At 50.3% G+C, this 19,310-nt stretch carries 18 protein-coding genes and 1 tRNA gene; 10 read left to right on the forward strand and 9 right to left on the reverse strand.

Features of this window, described 5'->3' with window-relative positions:
* Nucleotides 1-116 precede the first annotated feature (116 nt).
* Both TREPR_RS15710 and TREPR_RS15715 read right to left on the reverse strand, forming a co-directional pair.
* Nucleotides 117-1,811 (reverse strand): ATP-binding protein, encoded by a 1,695-nt coding sequence (locus TREPR_RS15710; protein WP_015709335.1) that lies wholly within the window; start codon nucleotides 1,809-1,811, stop codon nucleotides 117-119.
* A 47-nt stretch (nucleotides 1,812-1,858) separates the two neighbouring features.
* The gene (locus tag TREPR_RS15715; RefSeq protein ID WP_015709336.1) at nucleotides 1,859-3,022 is read right to left on the reverse strand and encodes an FIST C-terminal domain-containing protein; all 1,164 of its coding nucleotides are present in this window, start codon (nucleotides 3,020-3,022) and stop codon (nucleotides 1,859-1,861) included.
* Between the two features lie 165 nt (nucleotides 3,023-3,187).
* On the opposite strand from TREPR_RS15715, the gene TREPR_RS15720 reads away from it, so the two are divergent.
* Together TREPR_RS15720 and TREPR_RS18695 are read left to right on the forward strand one after the other, a co-directional pair.
* Nucleotides 3,188-3,260 (forward strand) — tRNA-Pro (locus tag TREPR_RS15720).
* A 147-nt stretch (nucleotides 3,261-3,407) separates the two neighbouring features.
* On the forward strand, nucleotides 3,408-3,548 hold the full coding sequence (locus tag TREPR_RS18695) for a hypothetical protein (protein WP_015709337.1): 141 nt from the start codon (nucleotides 3,408-3,410) through the stop codon (nucleotides 3,546-3,548).
* A 9-nt stretch (nucleotides 3,549-3,557) separates the two neighbouring features.
* Here TREPR_RS18695 and TREPR_RS15725 read toward each other — a convergent pair whose 3' ends face one another.
* Both TREPR_RS15725 and TREPR_RS15730 read right to left on the reverse strand, forming a co-directional pair.
* Entirely contained in the window at nucleotides 3,558-4,265 is a 708-nt protein-coding gene (locus TREPR_RS15725; RefSeq protein WP_015709338.1) for a late competence development ComFB family protein, read from the reverse strand.
* Nucleotides 4,266-4,279: 14 nt separating this feature from the next.
* Nucleotides 4,280-5,563 (reverse strand): HD domain-containing protein, encoded by a 1,284-nt coding sequence (locus TREPR_RS15730; protein WP_015709339.1) that lies wholly within the window; start codon nucleotides 5,561-5,563, stop codon nucleotides 4,280-4,282.
* Nucleotides 5,564-5,646: 83 nt separating this feature from the next.
* Between TREPR_RS15730 and TREPR_RS15735 the strand changes: the two genes are divergently transcribed.
* Together TREPR_RS15735 and TREPR_RS15740 are read left to right on the forward strand one after the other, a co-directional pair.
* On the forward strand, nucleotides 5,647-6,246 hold the full coding sequence (locus TREPR_RS15735) for a hypothetical protein (protein ID WP_041611254.1): 600 nt from the start codon (nucleotides 5,647-5,649) through the stop codon (nucleotides 6,244-6,246).
* A gap of 11 nt (nucleotides 6,247-6,257) precedes the next feature.
* Nucleotides 6,258-7,490, forward strand: a complete 1,233-nt coding sequence (locus tag TREPR_RS15740; protein ID WP_015709340.1) for a PilZ domain-containing protein — start codon at nucleotides 6,258-6,260, stop codon at nucleotides 7,488-7,490.
* A gap of 5 nt (nucleotides 7,491-7,495) precedes the next feature.
* Here the strand turns inward: TREPR_RS15740 and TREPR_RS15745 are convergent, their stop codons facing one another.
* Together TREPR_RS15745 and TREPR_RS15750 are read right to left on the reverse strand one after the other, a co-directional pair.
* Nucleotides 7,496-8,080: an ATP-binding protein gene (locus tag TREPR_RS15745; protein WP_015709341.1), complete on the reverse strand. Its 585-nt coding sequence runs from the start codon at nucleotides 8,078-8,080 to the stop codon at nucleotides 7,496-7,498.
* Between the two features lie 23 nt (nucleotides 8,081-8,103).
* Nucleotides 8,104-8,442, reverse strand: coding sequence for an STAS domain-containing protein (locus TREPR_RS15750; RefSeq protein WP_015709342.1), 339 nt, complete (start codon nucleotides 8,440-8,442; stop codon nucleotides 8,104-8,106).
* Nucleotides 8,443-8,624: 182 nt separating this feature from the next.
* On the opposite strand from TREPR_RS15750, the gene hprK reads away from it, so the two are divergent.
* From hprK to holA, 6 genes are read left to right on the forward strand one after another with little or no spacing between them, the layout of a single operon-like run.
* On the forward strand, nucleotides 8,625-9,614 hold the full coding sequence (hprK, locus tag TREPR_RS15755; protein WP_041611757.1) for an HPr(Ser) kinase/phosphatase: 990 nt from the start codon (nucleotides 8,625-8,627) through the stop codon (nucleotides 9,612-9,614).
* Between the two features lie 16 nt (nucleotides 9,615-9,630).
* Nucleotides 9,631-9,897 (forward strand): HPr family phosphocarrier protein, encoded by a 267-nt coding sequence (locus TREPR_RS15760; RefSeq protein WP_015709344.1) that lies wholly within the window; start codon nucleotides 9,631-9,633, stop codon nucleotides 9,895-9,897.
* 19 nt (nucleotides 9,898-9,916) lie between these two features.
* Nucleotides 9,917-11,707, forward strand: coding sequence for a sensor histidine kinase (locus tag TREPR_RS15765; protein WP_245534842.1), 1,791 nt, complete (start codon nucleotides 9,917-9,919; stop codon nucleotides 11,705-11,707).
* A complete protein-coding gene (locus tag TREPR_RS15770) occupies nucleotides 11,704-13,089 on the forward strand; it encodes a sigma-54-dependent transcriptional regulator (RefSeq protein ID WP_015709346.1) in 1,386 nt (461 codons plus the stop codon). The genes TREPR_RS15765 and TREPR_RS15770 overlap by 4 nt, the downstream gene beginning before the upstream one ends.
* Entirely contained in the window at nucleotides 13,086-13,706 is a 621-nt protein-coding gene (gene lexA / locus TREPR_RS15775; protein WP_015709347.1) for a transcriptional repressor LexA, read from the forward strand. The genes TREPR_RS15770 and lexA overlap by 4 nt, the downstream gene beginning before the upstream one ends.
* Nucleotides 13,707-13,713: 7 nt before the next feature.
* Nucleotides 13,714-14,682 (forward strand): DNA polymerase III subunit delta, encoded by a 969-nt coding sequence (gene holA, locus TREPR_RS15780; RefSeq protein WP_015709348.1) that lies wholly within the window; start codon nucleotides 13,714-13,716, stop codon nucleotides 14,680-14,682.
* Between the two features lie 19 nt (nucleotides 14,683-14,701).
* Here holA and TREPR_RS15785 read toward each other — a convergent pair whose 3' ends face one another.
* The 3 genes from TREPR_RS15785 to TREPR_RS15795 all read right to left on the reverse strand — a co-directional run bounded on the left by TREPR_RS15785 (nucleotide 14,702) and on the right by TREPR_RS15795 (nucleotide 19,127).
* Nucleotides 14,702-16,768 carry a cation:proton antiporter domain-containing protein gene (locus tag TREPR_RS15785; RefSeq protein WP_015709349.1) on the reverse strand — a complete coding sequence of 689 codons (2,067 nt, stop codon included), beginning with the start codon at nucleotides 16,766-16,768 and terminating at the stop codon, nucleotides 14,702-14,704.
* A gap of 246 nt (nucleotides 16,769-17,014) precedes the next feature.
* On the reverse strand, nucleotides 17,015-17,827 hold the full coding sequence (locus TREPR_RS15790; RefSeq protein ID WP_015709350.1) for a phosphorylase family protein: 813 nt from the start codon (nucleotides 17,825-17,827) through the stop codon (nucleotides 17,015-17,017).
* A 103-nt stretch (nucleotides 17,828-17,930) separates the two neighbouring features.
* Nucleotides 17,931-19,127, reverse strand: coding sequence for a radical SAM protein (locus TREPR_RS15795; protein WP_015709351.1), 1,197 nt, complete (start codon nucleotides 19,125-19,127; stop codon nucleotides 17,931-17,933).
* Nucleotides 19,128-19,310 lie beyond the last annotated feature (183 nt).

Below are 19,310 nucleotides of genomic sequence, written 5' to 3' on the forward strand. Positions count from 1 at the left end.
CCGCTCCTTTTGGCCCCCAGTATACCAACTCCGAGCTCCTTTGTTCACCCCCCAAATTCGATACAAAATACAATCTATCGTAGGATTATCATTTTCTGATTCCCATTACAGTACCATTACTCCTGCTTGCAGATAAGATTTTCCGGCAGCCAGCGCAGAAGCCCCTCTGTCAGGGATAAACTATCCATGGGCTTGGAGAGGAAGCCGGAGAACCCATTTGCCAGAAACATTTCCTTGGCGCCGCTTACGGCATTAGCGGTCAGAGCTATGATAGATACAAGGGCGTTCGGTCCTTCCGTGATTCGGATGATCCTTGTAGCCTCAATGCCATCCATTTCCGGCATCATGTGATCCATCAGAATCAAGTCGTAACGCTTTTCTCCTGCCAGGGCTACCGCTTCCCGGCCGCTTTTTGCCGTATCCGGTTTGATTCCAAAGGTACCAAGCAAATATTCTGCAACTTCCAAATTGATTTCGATGTCATCTACCAGGAGCACCCGAGCATCAGGAGCAGTAAAATTGATAAGCGGGACATTCTGCTGAGGGAGATCAGCTGCGGTACCCGGCTTGAGGGGCAAGCGGATGGTAAAAACCGATCCTTCGCCATAAACACTTTTTATGTCGATGGAACCGTTCATCATGGTGCAGAGACGCTTGGTAATCGCCAGCCCCAGGCCGGTACCGACCACGTTCTTATTCCTCACCTGGTCCAGTTGCTCAAAGGCGGTGAACAAACGGGGGATCGCCTCTTCCCGGATGCCTATGCCCGTATCCTCCACAGCAAAAGCAAAAATCCCATCCCCGTCAGGTGCCGCCCGGAATTTAACCCAGCCTGAATTGGTATACTTTAAGGCGTTATTGAGGATATTGGTTAATACCTGGCCTATCCGCTTTTCATCCCCAAAAACCACCCCAGGCAGGGTCTCACTGAAATCGCAGCTGAAGCCCAGTCTTTTTTCCGTAAACATCATTTCAAACATGGTATTAAGGCGCGACAGCAATCCTGTCAGGCTGAAAAAATCAGGGATGAGTTCCAGTTTACCTGCTTCGATTTTTGAGAAGTCAAGAATATCATTGATCAGGGTAAGCAGCACCTGGGAAGAATTCTGAATGCTCTTGAGATAATTTTGCTGCTCACCTGTCAAATCGGTGCTTTTCAATATATTGGAAATACCGATGATGGCGTTCATGGGGGTGCGTATCTCATGGGACACCGTGGCAAGAAAGTCTGACTTGGCCTTATTGGCGTTTTCGGCTTCCCTTTGGGCAACCAAAATTTCCGTGGTATCGTAGAACAAAACCATGGCCCCCATGGAAATGCCCCCTTCCACCAGCATGGGGGTTATCTGAATACTGTAATCCCGGGGATTGCCGTCCCGGCTAAAGTCAATAACCTCGTTGGTGATTATTGGATCACCCGCGACAGAAGACCCGTAGATAGCGTCGATCCGGTCTAACAGAGCAGGGGAGCTAACATCGGCTAAAATATCCCGGTATGAAGAACCGTTAATAATACCGAAGGCGGGAATATGGCTGCATTTAAGGAACGCCTCGGTACAGTAAACTATCTTCCCCTCCTGATCAAAGAGCAAAATAATGTCGGGACAGTTTTCGAGCAGCAAATTCATGTATTTTTCAAGGGCTGATTTTTTCTCTGAAATTATTTTACTCAGATTGTCTTTGGCTTCCGCAGCGATCTTGTTCCTCGCAATTACCGTGTTTGCCAAATTAAGTTCCCGGGTAAGTTTTTTTACTTCCAACTGGACTTTTTTCAGTTCCGCCCCCAGGGGCGTATCCTCATCATCAACCATTAATTCTCATCCATTCCTTTCTCTGTTTGACAACTTTTCTATGACAACTAAAAAACACAGATTACAATAGTATCATTGTGATTGCGATTAATGATGCTCCCGTCCTTTCCGTAAACCGGGCATATTTCTCCGCCTGAATAGCCCAGGTGAAAGGGGACCCCGTTATTGATCACTTCCTGAACCTTTTCCATTTCTGCAGTGGGGTTGAACCCCTGGGCAAAAAACCGTCCTATGCAGGAAAAGATCAGCATACCGTTTTTCTTCCCCCCCTGGAGGGCACCTTTCAGCGCCCGCTCGGTGGTGGCTATTACTTCCTCGGCACTGATGGTTCCCACTCCCAGGATAGCGCCCACGGGCATGTTGCCGCCGCACACTGCATAACCATCCGGGGTAATTGCAAACATCACCCGGATAACCGGCTGAGCGCCGTCCTTATAATCCAAAACAAAGGGGAAAGAATTGATCCCCACAATGGAACCATTCTCATCTTTTGAAAGTCCCAGGCTCACCAAATAGTCGATCACCGACAGGCCGTTAACCGTTTGCAGCTGATTACCCTGGGAAGCGGTAATCAGCCCCTTTTCAGGGAATACCCGCTCCTCGGAAATACCCCCAATAATAAACGAAGGGTTCAGGGGGCCGTATACCAGGACAAATACATAGCGCTCAGGGAAAGCATCCCCATTCAGGATGGTTTGGGATGCGTGATAATCGCTGTTATGATCCACCGCCTGGGTGCCGAAATTGGGAACATTGCCGCTTATGGCAGTGAAGGTGTTTACCATATAGTCACAGCTCACGTTCCGCAAAAGGGGGGCAAAACTGAGCATCAAGGCCGGCTTATCTTTGCGGCTCCCGGCGGCTTTTTCGTAGGCCCTGCGGAACAGGCCTTCATCCTCCTCCAAAATGGGGTCCGTAATACCAGTGACAAATTCCACCTCATCCCCGGTCAGCACCGTGAGGATTAGGATGGTTTCACCCAAATTCCCGCCGGTGGACCCCCCCAGGGTTGTAGCGCCGACCAGATCAAAAGGAAGTTTCCCGACCAGTGCCTTTACCACCCCGGAATTAAGAAAGTCCGCAAAACATGAGATGATCCCTATGGAATTTTTCAGGAGGTTTTTACCAAGATCCAGCTGATCAAAGATTTCACCAAGCGCCTTTTCAACGTCATCTATCTCATTTGTATAAGCCGTCAATGTTTTTATCATCTGTCACCGCCATATTTACTAAATATTGAAAAATCGTTTTTCCCTAAGAACAATTATAATATAAAACAAAAAATTTGCACACCACCATCCCACAACTATCCGGCATTATAATTAGGAAGTATAATTGACCATCATTGAGGATTCGCTTATAGTAAGGATTCACAGCGGAGGGTTGGCTAGTGGTTAAGCCGCCAGTTTTGGGAACTGGCTGTCGGGGGTTCGAATCCCCCCTCTCCGAAAAAATTAAAACCACCAAAAAACAGGGGGATTCGAAGCGGAGCCACCGCCGACCAACGGGAGGAAAAGGCGCCATGGATGGCGCCGACAGGTGGCGTAGCCGGGGGTGGAGGAGCAAACAGGACGAACCCCAAAGGGGTGAGTGGGTGTGAGCGCCGACCAACGGGAGGGAAAAGCGCCATGGATGGCGCTGGAAGCGAACACCCCGGCCTGGAAGCCCGTAGCAGGATGCGTAGGGCTGGAAGGTTTGCGACGGAACCCCGAATCCCCCCTCTCCGAAAAAAGTTAAAGCGGAGCCCTAATCGTCATCGCCCCCGGGGGGGAACATGTAGAGGTCAGGGAGCTTGAAAGTCCGGCCCATGGAGAAGGAACCCGCAGAACGGGATTCGCTGACCACCGGAACCTGGAAAAAATGGTTCAGGGTTTCCAGGCCTTCGCTTTCAATCCGTATGGAGTATTCAAAGGGTTTACGGATATCAGCCGTATCCGCCGGGATAGATTCAGGCCAGAAGGTAAAAGTCCCCTGGGTGTTCGCCACCAGGCTATAGGGGTTCTGCCAGCCCTGGTCTTTCATGGGCACCAGGATCCCATCCCGCCATAATTCCACGCTTACATTAGCCATGGGTGAAAAATTGATGCCATTAAAGACCCTGCCCACAATGGTTGGAATATTAAAGGCCGGAAGGTCCTTGGTCTTGGCCTCCGGCTGGGAATGGTTGGAATTGGGCCGCTGGTTGTGACTGACCCTTTTGAAGGCCTCAAAAACCAGGGTCGCGGTGTCCGCCGCGCTTTGCTGCTTTTTGATGGTTTCCTGTTCAATCCGGGCGGCGCCCCGGTTGGAAATAATATAATAGGGGGGCACACGGTTCAGGACAAAGCAAGCCACATCGGTCCGACACCTTTCGCAGAGGCAGAGCTTGTCCGGATTGCCCTTGCTTTCAATGGAAGCGCAAATCTCATCTATCGTCGTAAAAACAATATCCTCTGTGGTATTATGTATCTCCATTACGAACCTCCCGGTTACATCAAATTTAACCATTTTTTGCGTATATGCAATATCTCGTTAAGCTTCGAGCATGATTTTACCCTGTTTTCATGCTCAGGATCCACAAATATCCGTATAATTCGCAAAGATTTTACAAAACTTTCCACGGATCCGGCATTAAAAACGCTGGAACTTTCGGAAAAGTAACAGCCCTCATCGCTGACATAGAGGCCGGTCTCAAAAGAAATGGGCTCAGGCACATCAATAAGTACATCCTCGGGGCGCAGGGTCTCCCCTAAGGCTTCGGAAAGCTCTGTCGCCAGGGCTTCCTCGTACCGGGAACGGCGGCTTATATCCAGCAAATCCCGGTGATCCGCCCCGTTAAAGGGAAATTCTGCCACCGCCCCGTAAAACCGCCCTATCCGGACCTGCTCGACTAGGCGAAACAGGGGGTGGGGCCGGCTGGCCAGGAGGGCAAACAAACCGGCGTCATCCAGGCCGTAGAGCTCCTCCGCCCGGATGATCCCCTCTTCAAGCCCGGCCAGAAGGGCTTTTTTTACCATCCCTGTGGCAGAACGTACTATAGGGTGCCAGTAAACTGCCCGGTACATCAGGTATTTTGAAAAAAGGATGGATTCCACGCTGGGAATTCCCTTGCTATCGATGGTTACTCCCTGTTCCTGATGGGGATAGAGGCGGCTCAGAATAAAATCTACATCCTGGGCGCCGTAGGGAACCCCGCAGTACCGGGCATCCCGGTTCAAATAGTCCAGTTTATCCGGGTCCAGGACCCCGGAAAGGAGCTTACGGTAAAAAACCGGTTCCTTTTCACTGCCCACGGGAAGCCCGGTGTCCACAATGGCGGCGCTCAGAGCAGGGTCGCCTCCGGCACGGGCTACCAAAGACTTTACCGGCTCACTGAGTATAATCTCCGCGGTAAGTTCTTCATGGCGGCGCAGGGGCAGTTCCTTAAGTGAATGGGTGTAGGGAAAATGGCCCAGATCGTGGAGCAATGCGGCGCAGAGAAAAGAAACTGCCCCGACCGGACTCAGCCAGGATTCGGCGCCCCGGTTTGCCAGGTTTAAAAGAAGACGCCGGGCCAAATGGTAAACCCCGATGGAATGAGCAGCCCTGGTATGGGTGGCCCCGGGATAGACCGCATAGGCAGGGCCAAGCTGAAATATCCGGTAGAGCCGCATAAAGGGCGCCGATTTAGTCAGCGCCGCCAGTTCCGGGGTAAGATATATATGCCCCCACAGTACATCCCTGATGGGATCCGTAAACCCATCCCGAAGCGCGGCATACACATCCTGACCCATGATAAAATACTACCCGTGCAGGTGATTCCTGTCCATCCCTTTGATCTTTCTTTCCATTCGCGCTAGAATATAGCATTATGGGAATGGCAATTAAATCCTGGAAGGTTTTAATAGGGACGGTGGTATTTACCTGTTCCGCTGCCTTTTTGTTACCCGGCCAGGAATTCGGCAGTTCTGCAGATTTAGCGGAACCGCTTGCCCTGGAGGAAGAGCAGGCTTTTAATCAGGGACCTGTACCGGAAGCCCTACGGCTGCCCCAGCGGGGGGGAGAGTCGCCCCGCTACCCCCGGGATTTGGTCATCGGGGAACTGGGCCAGGGGACTGCCCCTGATGGCGCTTGGCGCTTGGCCCGGAATCTGCTGCAGGGGGTTCTTTCGGGGAATCGGGAATCGGCCCTCCTTGGGGGGATTGATCCCGGCATGCTCGAGGAATTGTTCGCCGGCCTGGAGCCCCTGGGGTCCCAGCGCTACCGCATTGGGGGCGGCCGGGAAGAGCCGGATGGCAGCACATCCTTTCTGTTTCGTTTTATTGGAAGAGATCAGAGCTTGGCGGGGGAACTGTACCTCAGGCTCAATGAAAGTACCTGGAAAATTGAAGATATTATTGTAGAGGAAGCACGGAATATTTCTGAGGGAGGAAACAGCTACAAGTTTGATTTCTCTCCCTATGAACGATTCTTTTAGCCTGGAGGGGTATGGCAACACCGATTAAGCGTATTGAAAAGGATTTTTTTCTCAAAGTACTGTATGACGAACAGCTTCCTATCATTTTTTTACGGAACCGTACCGAATATGTGCTGCGTGTTGAGCGGCCTGCCAAGGATGAAATTCAGCTCCAGTCGGATCGCCCCATACCGGGGCTGAAACCCCGGAAAAAAATGGATCTGATGTTTGAGCACCATGGGCAGGTCATAACCTTTTCCCTGGAAGTGAGGACCCTCCGGGATAACCACATCACCGCTGCAACCCCGGAATTTATGTATAAAAACCTGGCCCGCTCCCATTCCCGGGTGGTCACCCCCCCGGATCTACAGATCCAGTTTACTTTCCGGGGAGACCGGTATTCCCTTTCCTTCCCTAAAATACCCGAATACGAAACCGGGGAAATTGCCGAATTTATGAAAAACCTGGACCCCCACAACCTCTCGGGACTCATCGATCAACTGGCAGAGTGGGTCAAAGGTTTTGCCAGTGGCTACAAAATGATCATTTTTAAGGATGTGCATCCCAACACGGCGGAAGAAAAAATCCTGGCAGAAACCGGCAAGACCTTATTTCTGGCCTCCACCCTGGGCTCCCTGCCCCACACGGACCCCCTCCCCAAAAAACGGCTGATTACCGACGATATGCTGAAACGCTATCTGGAAAGTACCGGGGTAGGACAGAAGTTTCTGGATGACGCCGCTGCCCGGTTCATCCGCTCCAAATTTGACAGTGGCATCTATTCGGACCTTTGGGTTCCCATCATCTTTCAGGAATATGTGATTGGGTATATCCACATCTGGATTAGCAAGGAAGGGCTTGCCCCCCTGAATTACGATATTATTGAGACCGTCTACCAGTTCGCCCGGATTTTAGCTTTCTCCCTGAAGATCAATGGCTATTTTGAATCGGGGAAAATCAAAAATGAACCCTTTGCGGGGAATGTTATCGATATCAGCGCATCGGGGCTGCTCTTCGCCTACCCCCATTCGGATCTGGCTGCCGCCCTGCTACCGGATAGTGAGCTTTCGGTTAAACTGACCGCCCCCAAAAGGACGGTCAACGCCACTGCCCACATAGTACGGCGGTTTAAGGACGCCAGCGCCAACTACTTCGGCTGCCAGTTCCTGGATATAGCCCCGGAGGATATACGGTTTCTCTTTGAGTACATTTACGGAAAGCCCTTTACCGATGCGGACGCATCTTTCCTCACTGGCCATGTTTAGGGGTTTCAGAAACGGTCCACATCCCAGGGCGTAATATCTGACAAGACATCTTCTACAGAAGTATCCTTACTAACATTGAAACGCCGCTTTATGGCAACGGCGTTTCGTTTTTCGTTAAAAACCATGCCGAGGTTCCAGTATTCCACCGCAGCAAACAGGGCGTTTCCCCCGTCAAAGTTGTCGCTGTTGGCTCCTCTGAAAGAGACATAGTCCCCCAGGTGGTCAGCCTGCTGTTCATTGATACATTGGAGACGTTTCCGATTAAAGACATTCCACTTTTCCAGGTCTTTGAAGCCCTCCCCCTGGTCCTCGACGATAAGATGGGCCGTTTCAAGGGTAAGCTTATACCATATTCTTACTATTTTATTGGGATCATTATTATTGCCATGTTTTACGGCATTTTTAATGATCTCCGATATCTGCTGTTCCAGAAGGTTAAATCCCCGTATTCCTGAGGGGGCAGTCCGAATCAGCTCCATGGTATAATGCCTGATCCGAGTAAAATCAGAGGGAAATTCCCTATAGTCCATTCCGGTCTTATCAAATAAGGGCGAAGAACCGTCTATTTCTATCTCGAAATTTTCTTTCATACCTAAACCCTCTTTGCAGTTCCCTAGACATTGACTTTCTTCATAGCCTCGTCCAAGGTCGCCGTAATAGGGAAGTACCCCATCAATTTTGTCAATTCGATTACCTTTTTAACTGAGCCGTGAATATTGGTTATAGCAAGCTTAAGATTTAATTTTTTAATAGTGGAGGCTATATAGATGAGGGCGCCGATGCCACTGGAATCGATATACTCAACTTCGTCAAGGTTTATGATAAAGCGCTCGATCTTTTTCTCCAGCATCTTCACCAGCAAATCCTTGAGTTTATACGAATTATACAGATCCAGCTCTCCCTGAACATCAATGATGTATATTTCCTGGTTCTTCCGTATCCTTAGTTCCATACAATTCCTATATAAAAACAAGCTTTCCTGAAATAGCCACATGAAATGGCAAAAGAAAACCCAAATTTATAGGTATTAGTGTAATAGCATTAGAGGGGATTGTCAACAAGTTAATTTAAAGGGTATAGTATGCCACTTTTATCGGCCTTGTCAGAGGGTTTCCCTTGTTCTATGATATCCCTATGGCGGAAAAGCAGTTTACCGTTTTGGATCTTATTGATATAGATCTGAAGGAACATAACTCTCTCAACCTGCACTGTATTGGGGGCCGTAAAGGGCTTTCCCGGGAAATAGCCAGCCCGGATTTAAACCACCCCGGCTTGGCTATTTCCGGCTTTTACAATATTTTTGCCCACCAGCGTATCCAATTGTTCGGGCGGGGAGAGGTGGCCTACCTGAACAAGCTGGAAGCCGAGGGCAACCAGGACACGATCAGGCAGATGTTCACCTATATCATCCCCTGCTGCATTTTTACCTATAATCTTACCCCCACCAGGACTTTCTTCGAGGCCGCCGAAGCGGCGGAGTGCCCGGTGCTTCAAACAGACCTGGAAACCGCAGATTTTTCTTCCCGGCTCATGCGGATACTCTCTAATGTGTTCGCCCCCAGGCAGAGCGTTCATGGGGTGTTGGTGGAGGTATACGGCCTGGGGATCCTCATCCTGGGGGATTCCGGGGTTGGGAAGAGCGAAACCGCCCTGGAGCTGATAGAACGGGGACACCGGCTGGTGGCGGATGATGTGGTGGAAATACTCTGCGTAAACGGCAATACCCTCATCGGCGCCGGGGCGAATAAGATTATCGGTCACCACATGGAGATCCGGGGCTTGGGGATTATCAATATTACCCACCTTTTTGGGGTTCGGGCTATCCGGGACCAGAAACGGATACAGTTGGTGGTTAAATTGGAGGAGTGGGATTCTTCCAAGATGTATGACCGTCTGGGTATGGAAGAAAAATTTGCCGAATTTCTGGGGGTCAGTATCCCCAAATTGGAAATTCCCGTAAAACCCGGGCGGAATATTCCCATTATTATAGAAACCGCCGCTATGAATGAACGGCTTAAGAAAATGGGGTACAATTCGGCCAGGGAATTCAATCAGAATATTCTAAAATGGATTGAAAGTGATGCTACCCGCTCGGTGTATTTCGGGCAGGATGATATTATATAACAGAGAGAAATAATTAATGGTTGAACAAATGGTGACAATTCAGAACAGAGCCGGAATCCATGCCCGTCCATCGGCTATGCTGGTGCAGACTGCCAAGGACTTTAAGTCTAACATCTATTTGGAAAAGGGAAACGACCGTATTAACGGCAAGTCCATCATGGGCATCCTTACCCTGGGCGCTTCCTACGGTACCGAAATTAAGGTTATCACCGAAGGGGAGGATGAGCAGGCGGCCCTGGAAGCCATGGTAAAGCTATTCGACCAAAAATTCGAAGAGGAATGAGGGCTCCTATCCAGTGAAAATGGTCCGGACTCGTCCAAAATATTCTATTATTAATGTCCGGGTTTTAATTCTACTCTATGTTCTGCTCTGTATACTCACGGTTCTCTTTTCCCATACCTTCTTCATAGAAACTCTCCAGGACGGCAGCGTTCCGGATTTATTGAACCGTATCGTGTTTTTCACCGTCCCGGTGGTGCTGCTGGTATTCCTGGCTTTCTCCCTGGTACGCCTTATCTGGGATATGGTACAGCGCCGGCTGGGCAGCAAATTCCAAGCCCGGCTGATCAGCTACTTTATCATCGCCGTGATACTTTCCGCAGCGCCGGTAACCATCATAACCGTCCAGTCGGTCTATGAGTTGGTACGGTTCTGGCGTTCCATTAATATCAGTGATACCCTCCAGTATGCCCGGAATTTGGCCCTGGAAAATTACACCATAAACCTGGAGCGGTTTGAAAAACTTTCCCTGAGCAGTGATTTTAACATCTCTAGGACCAGCCAAACGAAACTGTCCGTGCAGGACTTTCCCGAGGGGCTCCGGGCTATCCAGGACTTCTCTCCGGATGAAAACGGCAACTGGATCAGCCGGGCTTTTTTGGGGGACGAAACCCAGGAAATCAAAACTCTTCCGGGTAATCAACAGGGCTTTATATCCCGGGAACTTCCCCGGGATACAGACACGATCCGGTATGTACTCCCAAGCAAGGACCTGGTACGGGTACTCAGCTATCATCTGGGAGAAGGGTTTGACGCTGCCATAGCGGACATAGAGGAGGAACGGGCCCGGTTCGAGGTTATCAATTCCCTTGAGCTGAATGTAAAACCCCTGGTTGTCTACTATTACGGGGTCTTTCTTTTCCCCACCCTGCTCATGACGATCATTATCACCCTTTCCTTTTCCCGGAAGATTACGGCGCCCATTGTGGAACTGGCGGAGGCTACTTCCCGGGTCGCGGAGGGGGATTTTTCCATCCAGATCGTCTCCCGCCCGGATGACGAGCTGGGGCGGCTGATTAGTTCCTTCAACGCCATGGTACAAAATCTGGAAAAATCCCAAACCGCCCTGCTCAAGGCGGAGAAAATTTCGGTCTGGCAGAGCATGGCTCAGCAACTGGCCCATGAGATAAAAAACCCCCTGACACCGATCAAATTATCCGCAGAACGGGTGCTCCGCCGCTGGCGGACCAAGCCTGAAGAGACCGGGGAAATACTGGAAAGCTCCATGCTGGCCATCATACAGGAGGTGGAAGGCCTCTCCACCATGCTTACCGAATTCCGTACCCTCTCCCGGCCTACAGAACTGTCCCGAAGCCAGACCATGATACGGGAACAGATTGAAGAAAACATAGAAATTTACCGGGGCAGCTACCCGGAGGTGTTATTTGACATTGAGCATGTGGGAGCGAATATTTCGGTAAAAATGGAAAAACGCTACCTTTCCCAGATACTGACCAACCTGATCATCAACGGCATTGATGCCATGAACAACCAGGGCCGGCTGGAGATACGGACCGACCTTGTAAAAAAGCGGGAGAGCCGGTATTGTAGACTGAGTATCAGGGATACCGGGAAGGGTATTGAAGAACAGGACCGGCCTGATGTCTTTACCCCCTATTTTACCACCAAGGAATCCGGCACCGGCCTGGGGCTTCCCATTATAGAACGGATAGTGAATGATCACGGGGGGACCATCTGGTTTAATTCGGCAGTAGGGGTGGGGACTACCTTTTTTATAGACCTGCCCCTGGATGAAGAGCCGCTGCCCCTTGAGGGCGCTCCGGACAACGGCGAAAATCAGGATAAGCAATGACAAAAATACTAATCATTGATGATGAACCGGGGATACGGAAAACCCTTGCCTCCATATTGGAAGATGAACACTACCTTGTGCATACTTCGGAGGACGCTATCATGGGGATGGACTTTCTGGAACAGGAACCGGTGAACCTGATTTTTCTTGATGTGCTGCTGCCCCGCCTGGGGGGCCTTGAAGCCCTGGACCGGATCCATAAAAAATGGCCCGGGATAGAGGTGGTGATCATTTCCGGGCACGCCAATGTGGACATGGCAGTCCGGGCAGTAAAACTAGGGGCCTTTGATTTTCTGGAAAAGCCCCTGTCCCTGGACAAGGTGCTTACGGTTTGCCGTAACGCCCTGGCACTGCAAAAACTCAGAGAAGAAAATACGGACCTGCGAAAAAATATCCTGAACAGCGATGATATCATCGGCGCCAGTGAACCCATAGCCCGGGTTCGGGAACTGATCAAACAGGCCGCTATCAGCGACGCCCGGATCCTGATCACCGGGGAAAACGGCACGGGCAAGGAACTGGTGGCCCGGGCGGTGCACCGGCTTTCCTCCCGGGCGGGCAAGGCTTTTGTGGAAGTGAACTGCGCGGCCATTCCGGAAACCCTCATCGAAAGCGAACTCTTCGGCCATGAAAAGGGGGCCTTTACCGATGCGGTCGCAAGCCGCAAGGGCCGCTTCGAACTGGCCTACCAGGGGACCCTTTTCCTGGACGAGATTGGGGATATGAGCCTGGCAGCCCAGGCCAAGGTCCTGCGGGTCATCCAGGAACAGAAACTTGAGCGGGTGGGGGGTGAAAAAACCATTGATACGGATGTGCGTATCCTGGCGGCCACCAATAAAAACCTGGAGGAAGAATGCGCGCGGGGCCGCTTCCGGCAGGACCTCTTCTTCCGGCTCAACGTGATCCCCATCAATATGCCCCCACTCCGGGAGCGGCCCGGGGACATACTCCTGCTGCTCCGCCACTTTCTGGGAGAGCTGGGGGTGGAATGGCCGGAAATGGAAGACGGAGCCCGGGATATGCTTCTGGCCCACCCATGGCCTGGGAATGTGCGGGAACTTAAAAACCTGGCGGAGCGAATTGCTGTACTCTGCAATGGGGAAAAAATCAAAACCGGGGTGCTCCAGGATATGCTCAAAAAAAACCCCGGGGCAGAAAAAAATCCGGAAAAATCCGGGGGGGACACTTTACAAAACCAATTGCCACTGGATATATTTAAACTTGATTATACAGAAGCCAAAGAAGTATTTGAAAAGAACTATTTGGAGTACCAGCTTGCTCAAAACGGCGGCATCATTTCCCGAACCGCCGAGGCCATCGGTGTTTATCCAAGTAATCTCCATGCAAAAATACGAAAATACGGATTAAGGACAGAACGATGAAAGAGCTTACCCAGAAGCAAAGAAATGTACTGGATTTTATTACTGGATACATTAAAGACCATGCCTTTCCGCCTACCATGCGGGAAATTGGGGAGTATTTTTCCATCTCCGTGAAAGGGGCCTACGATCATGTGGAGGCCCTGCGGAAAAAGGGCTTCCTCCGGCTGGGAGATAAACGTTCCAGAACCTTAGAAATAATAAAGGACGATCCGGATACCAATCCGGGAGTTAAATTCAAGCAGATCCTGGAGGTGCCCCTTTTGGGAACCGTTGCCGCTGGACGGCCCATACTTTCTGAGGAAAACTGGGAGGGGACCATCCCCATTCACCACTCGTTGCTCAAAAGAAACGCCGACCACTTTGCCCTCACGGTCCGGGGAGATTCCATGATTGGGGCGGGCATTATGGACGGGGATATAGCGGTGATTGAAAAGCGGGAATCTGCGGAAAATCAGGAAATCGTAGTAGCCCTGGTGGATGAGGCGGTAACCCTGAAACGGTTCTTCAAAGAAAGCAACCGGATCCGGCTGGAACCGGAAAATCCTAAATACAAACCCATTTTTACCCAGAATGCCCGTATCCTGGGGCGTCTGGCTCACATCATCCGTTCCTACTGAGACTGAAATGGCCAAAGGAAACTGCCTTCTGTTCCTGGGCCCCGAATTCGGGGAAAAGCAGGATGCTATTGAACTTATACGAAAGAATTTGCAAAAACAGTACGGCGCCCCCCCAGAGGAGGGTTCCTTCTATGTGGGGGAAACCGCAGTAAACGAGATGGTCTCGGTACTGCGCAACGGCTCTCTTTTTTTCGACGCCCAGCTTTTCTTTATCAAAAACGCCGAACTCCTTAAAAAGAAGGACGATTTGGAACTTCTGGGTTCTTACATGGCCGCCCCTCAGGAAGATACCACTCTTATCCTCATCTCTGACAACACCAGCTTGGACAAGGCCCTGGAAAAAGTGGTGAGCAAGGAGGGGAAACGGATCTTCTGGGAACTCTTTGAAAATAAAAAGACAGAATGGGTGGCAAATTTTTTCCGCCGTGAGGGCTACCGGATCAACAGCGAGGGCATAGAGGCCATCCTGGAACTGGTGGAAAACAACACCGACAGCCTCAGACGGGAATGTTCCCGGCTCATGCTCTTTTTGGGGAAGGACGAAGTTGTGGGAGAAACAGAGGTAGAAAAATGGCTGTCCCATACCAGGGAAGAATCGGCCTTCACCCTCTTTTCCCGCATCGCCGAAGGAGACCTGAGCCGAAGCGCAGAAATACTGCACACCCTCCTGGCCGCAAAAGAAACGCCAACGGCTATTTTAGGGGTCATGGCATGGTGCTTCAGGAAACTCCGGGACTATATCGCCCTCACCGCAAACGGCGCTCCTAATGATTTTGAATTCAGAAAAATCGGCCTGGCCTCTACCAGGGTAAGAAAAGACTATGCCGCCGCCGGCCCCCGCTACGGAACTATCGGCGCCGACGCATGCCTTGCCTTAACCGCAGACTTTGATATGCGCATCAGATCTACCGGTTCAGGATTTGCAGAGGTGTTGATGGATCTGTATCTCTGCAAAATAACCGGCCTGGCAAACTAAACCTTTCCTTTCGCTACTTTCAACGAAGTTTCCCGTGCAGTAATGCTACCAGATCTTCCCGGGTTTTTGCTTCAATTATCTTTTCCCTGACATCAGGGTTGTTCAGTACAGCACCCACTGAGGCCAGAAACTGGATGTGGGGACCCGTGGTTTTTTTAGCGGAAACCACCATGATGAAAAGCCGGGAGGGCAGACCGTCCATGGATTCAAAGTCCACGCCCTGTTTCTTGATACCCACGGCCACACAGATATCCCGTACCCCCTCGGTCTTGGCATGAGGCAGGGCGATACCATTTTGCATGCCCGTACTCATGGTCTTTTCCCTCTGGGACACATCCTCCAGGACCTGATCCCTATCCTCCAATTTTCCCTGGGAATGCAGAATCTCTACCATTTCTGTGAGTATTTCTTCCTTGGTGTTTCCCTTAAGATCCAGGGAAACACATTCTGCCTGAATCAGGGACAGCACATCATCATTGGTCCGTCCGCCGGGATCCAAAAGCCCTTTTTTCATGGCGCCGGGGTCCGAAGAATCCTTTAGTTTCTGAATAGTATCACTGAGCCGCAGTATTACTTCGTACACCGCAGTCTTTACAAAAGGCATATCCATACCGGAAGTTTCTATGGTTACCATACTCTCCGCCTCAGTGATAGAAAGACTGATATCGTCTTTCCTGGCCTGGGAGAGCCCCTCATCAATATTCATCATCTGAACATAGAAGCCTTCGGCTTTGAGGTCCCTGAGAAGGTTGTCTACCACTAAATCTGCGATCTCATCGGAGAAAAATTCCCATTCAGAAACTGCCGAATCATCCCCCTTGACAGGTTTCCTGGTCCCCGGGCCGGGTATTTTCAGGGAAGCGCTCAAAAGGGGCGCCGCAGCCAGGGTGGTGATCAGGGTCATGATGATGATCACCCCAAAAAGCTGATCGTCCAGGACACCGGAAGCCCGTCCTATGCCGGCGATGATCAGGGCCACTTCGCCCCGGGGCACCATCCCAGCGCCGATCCGCAGGGCGCCCCGGAAATTAAACCCCAAAAGAAGGGCCGGCCCGCCACAGCCTGCCACCTTGGAAAAGACCGCCGCCAAGGTATAGATGGCGCCGAAGATCAGCACCGGGGGCGAGGCAATTTCTCTGAGGTTTACCATCATACCCATGACCGCGAAAAAGATGGGCACAAAAAATTCGTAAAGCCCATGGATCCGTTCCTGGATCACCGCAGCAATATCGGTTTTAGAAAGGGAAAGCCCGGTAACATAAGCGCCGATAATCATGGCCAGCCCCTGTTTTTCAAAGACCCCCGCCAGCAGCAGGGCAATCCCAAGGGCTAGCACGGAAAAATCAAAGGTGCTCTTGAACAGTTTAAGAAAGCCGGCAATCTTTCTGGAAAAGATCAGCCCCAGAGCGGTAAAGCCCAGCCAGATGCCAAAAGCCTTCCCCGCAATGCCCAAAATAGCGGCGCCGTTCAGGCTGCCGCCCTGCCCCCCGGTGAGGAGGGCCACAATCCCCAAGACCACCGCCAGAGCAATAATTCCCAGCACATCGTCAAAGACCGCCGCCGCCAAAATGGTGACCCCCTCGGGGGAATCCATCCGCTTATGGTCCGACAGGATCCGGGCGGTGATACCCACGGAAGTGGCGGTAGAGAGAACCCCCAGAAAAAGACACCGGGGATCCATAAAGGAAGCGTGGAGCATGAAAACCCCGGTAAAAGCGCCCAGAGAAAAGGAGAAAACCACCCCCCCAATACCGATGACCCCGCCGGCCAGGGAATACCTAAGAAAAAGCCCCAGATCTGTTTCCAGCCCTGAGGCAAAAAGCAAAATAATCGACGCCACCGTGGCAAAAGCGTAGAGCTCCGAACTTACCGCCAGGGCACCCTCCCCCAGGGGAAATAGCCCCTGGGCAAAGCCCGGCAATGATATCCCCCCCAGGGCATAGGGCCCGATAGCCACCCCGGCCAGGAGTTCCCCCAGCACCGAGGGGATACCGACACGTTTGACCAGTCTGCCCCCCAGGCGGACCGCAAAGATGATAATCCCTAATTGCAGAACCAGTTCAGACATGATTTCAGTTATATTCATGAAAACCTCTTCAAATGTAGGAAAAACGTTGAAATATTTAGAAGAGATTAGCGTATAGTTGAAAATGGTTCAATACACCGCTTTGGCCTCGGTTAAAAAGAAACCCAAGCCAGGGCAAGAAGCGAAAAATCAACAACCCCGCAGCTTGCCGCGGGGTTGTTGTTCTCTTAAGGAATTGGACTCGGGGGTTAAAAAGGCATTAACCCCCTTCCCCACGAATGAAACAATGCTTTATTCTCAAGCCTACTATGTGTTTTTTACCGTTTCAAGAATTATCCGGGGTATAATATGGTCCCGTGAGAATTCCCGGCTATCCTTATCCGCCTGATCCCTGGCGGTATAGATAGCTTTTCCACCGAATGAATTATCCGAAATCAAAAAAACAGCCCCTGCCTTTAGCCCGGAGACTTCCGCTGCCTTAAAAAAGAGAGAGGTTTCCATTTCAATACTATCGCAACCCATTTGAAGTATCTCCTCAAGATGGGCGAATTCCGCAAATATATTATCCACACTGAAGGTTTTGCCAATATGCAAAGCCGCTTTATTACCTGATGTCACTACTTTTGCTGCGGCAATAAGATTCTTATAAATATCCTGATTGGGATAGTATTTTTCGCCGAAACAATCACTGTCCTTAAGATTTCCTTCAGTTATATACCGGCTGGCGCCTTCTCCGCAGACCGAATATTCAGGAACAACAATATCCCCCACATCCTGCCCATCAACAAGCCCGCCCACAGATCCGGCAAAAATCACATTCTTGCAGGGAGTACAGCTCAGGGCAAATACCGCATGAGCCACCGAAGGTGCGCCCGGGCCAGTGCGCAGAAACGTTATTTTTTCTCCATTGGCTGATATTTCATACAATCTCCTAATACTATTCTCAACTATCGGAATAATTGAATCCGTATGTGCAGAAAATATTGTCGGCTCCCAGACAGGGGCGAGGATAACTGTTTCGGTGATACGACCGGGTTCGCATTTGAAGGCCATTTCGGCAATACTTGTCCTGGTTGCCCCAAAGCGCTCAATCCCCTTGAACAAACGTTGATATATCATTCCATTCTCCATTGTTGTTTTGATAAACCATACCGGCGGAGATATCCACCACCGGTATAGTTTTCTTTTTAATTCGTTTTATTGATTCCTTAAGAACAACGACTTATACAGCCAGTTTTTCTCCTGCCTGCCTGAACGCAGGATGGTCCCCGTTTTCTATCTGGAAAATTTCATGAGAAAAATTCCTGCCTGGCGTGGCATAGAAAATTTCTTCATAGGTCCGGCCAGCTTTAGAGAGCAGCTCTGCATGACGCAGCTGTACATCCCAATGCCAATCGACTGAGGGCGATCGGTGGCCTTCCAAATGTGAACCGATGCAGGGATGAAAACTCGAAGCAACCGTAACTACACCGATGGATGTAAGGTATTCGAGTCCTTCAAAAAGCACATTCTTAGGCTGGAGCCCCACCACAAAATTGCTCCGTACCCGTCCCTTGCCGAATACGTCCACAGCATGTTCAATGGCTTTAATAAAGTTATCATAGCCACCGCACATTTCCACTTTTCCGGGATTTACAATCTCAAAATACTGCTTACCCCAGACTTCCGTATTAAATGATATGGTCCTAAATCCAGTCTCTTTATATTTATCAATAACTGACAAATCTGCCGGGGCTCCGATACAAGCGGTGCCATAAAAATCAGCTACTCCCAGTTCTGCCCTGAGCGCTTCTCCCACATCAAGGTAGTATTCCAATTCTCTCCGTTCAGGAACAAAGCCCCCGGTAAGGGTTATATGCTTAAAGCCTTCGTCATATGCTGCCTTTACCGTTTCAGCAATAAGGCGTGGATTCTTGAGAGCCGGGCATTTGTCTTCTCCCAGCAGTTTACTATTCCGTTCGATGCCGCAGAACAGGCAAACTTTCCCTTTTTCTGTAAGGGCGCATTCGGTACTGTAAGAAATAACCAGCGATCTATCAGGACTACCGGAAGAACTATCGTTGCCAATGTTCTTCATTCTGACACCGTCGCTGGTCGTTTTTGAATAGAACAAAGGAGGCGTAGGAAAACTTATATCAGCCTGCCATTTCCCTAAATAGGTTACACTGAATACTCCATTTTTTTCCACAATTTCATAAGGAGAATCCTGACGATAATCAAGTCCAACATGAAATCCGTGGGGAAGTACGAAGGCATAAGGGGCAAGCCCTCCCTCAAAATAGCTGCTTACCTTTCTTCTGAGCGCGTTATTCCCATCAAGCACACGATCAAAGATACCCTTCTCATGCCTAACGCCGTCAACAATCAGCCCGAGCTTCAGCTTAAGCTCTTCATACAAAGTTTCTTTCAGGTCACTCATTTAATCCATCCTTACAAATAATATTAAAACTGTAAATACAGTTTTTATACTGCATCCTTCTTCCGGTCGAATATCGGCAAAATCTCATCTTCAATCTGAATAAATCCGCCACTTATAGTAAGATACTTAAAGCTCTCACTATAAGGAGCCCCACCCATCTCAGCTTTTAATTACAGTGATCAT

Source organism: Treponema primitia ZAS-2, assembly GCF_000214375.1.
GTDB lineage: Bacteria > Spirochaetota > Spirochaetia > Treponematales > Breznakiellaceae > Termitinema > Termitinema primitia.

Bases quoted from the DNA above. Each gene is read 5' to 3' on its own strand.
- TREPR_RS15760 (WP_015709344.1), top strand. From the start codon at position 9,631: ATGGTTGAACAAATGGTGACAATTCAGAACAGAGCCGGAATCCATGCC.
- TREPR_RS15740 (WP_015709340.1), top strand. From the start codon at position 6,258: ATGGCAACACCGATTAAGCGTATTGAAAAGGATTTTTTTCTCAAAGTA.
- TREPR_RS15795 (WP_015709351.1), bottom strand. From the start codon at position 19,127: ATGAGTGACCTGAAAGAAACTTTGTATGAAGAGCTTAAGCTGAAGCTC.
- lexA (WP_015709347.1), top strand. From the start codon at position 13,086: ATGAAAGAGCTTACCCAGAAGCAAAGAAATGTACTGGATTTTATTACT.
- TREPR_RS15730 (WP_015709339.1), bottom strand. From the start codon at position 5,563: ATGGGTCAGGATGTGTATGCCGCGCTTCGGGATGGGTTTACGGATCCC.
- TREPR_RS15725 (WP_015709338.1), bottom strand. From the start codon at position 4,265: ATGGAGATACATAATACCACAGAGGATATTGTTTTTACGACGATAGAT.
- TREPR_RS15735 (WP_041611254.1), top strand. From the start codon at position 5,647: ATGGCAATTAAATCCTGGAAGGTTTTAATAGGGACGGTGGTATTTACC.
- TREPR_RS15710 (WP_015709335.1), bottom strand. From the start codon at position 1,811: ATGGTTGATGATGAGGATACGCCCCTGGGGGCGGAACTGAAAAAAGTC.
- TREPR_RS15745 (WP_015709341.1), bottom strand. From the start codon at position 8,080: ATGAAAGAAAATTTCGAGATAGAAATAGACGGTTCTTCGCCCTTATTT.
- TREPR_RS15785 (WP_015709349.1), bottom strand. From the start codon at position 16,768: ATGAATATAACTGAAATCATGTCTGAACTGGTTCTGCAATTAGGGATT.
- hprK (WP_041611757.1), top strand. From the start codon at position 8,625: ATGGCGGAAAAGCAGTTTACCGTTTTGGATCTTATTGATATAGATCTG.
- TREPR_RS15765 (WP_245534842.1), top strand. From the start codon at position 9,917: ATGGTCCGGACTCGTCCAAAATATTCTATTATTAATGTCCGGGTTTTA.
- TREPR_RS15770 (WP_015709346.1), top strand. From the start codon at position 11,704: ATGACAAAAATACTAATCATTGATGATGAACCGGGGATACGGAAAACC.
- TREPR_RS15790 (WP_015709350.1), bottom strand. From the start codon at position 17,827: ATGATATATCAACGTTTGTTCAAGGGGATTGAGCGCTTTGGGGCAACC.
- TREPR_RS15715 (WP_015709336.1), bottom strand. From the start codon at position 3,022: ATGATAAAAACATTGACGGCTTATACAAATGAGATAGATGACGTTGAA.
- TREPR_RS15750 (WP_015709342.1), bottom strand. From the start codon at position 8,442: ATGGAACTAAGGATACGGAAGAACCAGGAAATATACATCATTGATGTT.
- holA (WP_015709348.1), top strand. From the start codon at position 13,714: ATGGCCAAAGGAAACTGCCTTCTGTTCCTGGGCCCCGAATTCGGGGAA.